Annotated in this window: 1 protein-coding gene; it reads right to left on the bottom strand. The window is 75.9% G+C overall.

Features of this window, described 5'->3' with window-relative positions; genetic code table 11:
* Nucleotides 1-734 (bottom strand): KR domain-containing protein (locus tag G3I65_RS11980; protein ID WP_160696167.1); only part of this gene is annotated, 734 nt, incomplete at both ends.

Below are 734 nucleotides of genomic sequence, written 5' to 3'. Positions count from 1 at the left end.
CTTGGCCTCGGGCAGCTCGCGCAGCAGCGCGCTCGGGCGGACGGAGGTGAACGCCGGCACGAACCGGGCCCAGTCGACGTCGGCGACGGTGACCGCGGTGTCGTCCTGCGCCACGGCCTGGGCCAGCGCCGTGCCGGCCGCCTCGACCGGGAGGACGGGCAGCCCGCGCACCCGCAGGTACTCGGCCATGCCTTCGTCGGCGGCGGTTCCCGTGCCGTCCCAGGCGCTCCAGGACACCGAAGTCGCCTTCAGGCCCCGGTCACGGCGCTCGCGCACCAACGCTTCCAGGCGGGCGTCGGCGGCGGCGTAGGCGCCTTGGCCGTCGGCGCCCCAGACCCCGGCGATCGAGGAGAACACCACGAAGGCGTCGACGTCGCCGATCAGGTCGTCGAGCACGGCGGCACCGTCGTACTGGGCGGCGAACACCCGCGCGAACCCGGCCGCGCCGGTTTCGCCGGACGGCGCGGCCCGTGTCATGCCTTCGGTGTGCACGACCGCGGTGAGCGGGCGGTCCGCCGGAACGGCGGCGAGCAGCTCCGCCACCACGCCGCGGTCGGCGGAGTCCGCCACCACGACGGTGACCGGCAGATCACCGAAGTCGTGGTCCCGCTCGCCGGAGACGGTCAGGATGACGTGCGCGGACCCGGCGAGCCGGCGCGCGACGTGGTCGCCGAACTCGCCGGTGCCTCCGGTGACGAGCACGGTGCCGTGCGGCTGCCACGGCGTGCCGGGCG

Origin of the sequence: Amycolatopsis sp. SID8362 (assembly GCF_010550475.1) — a bacterium.
Lineage (GTDB): Bacteria > Actinomycetota > Actinomycetes > Mycobacteriales > Pseudonocardiaceae > Amycolatopsis > Amycolatopsis eburnea.
This window is presented reverse-complemented; position numbering and strand designations above follow the sequence as displayed.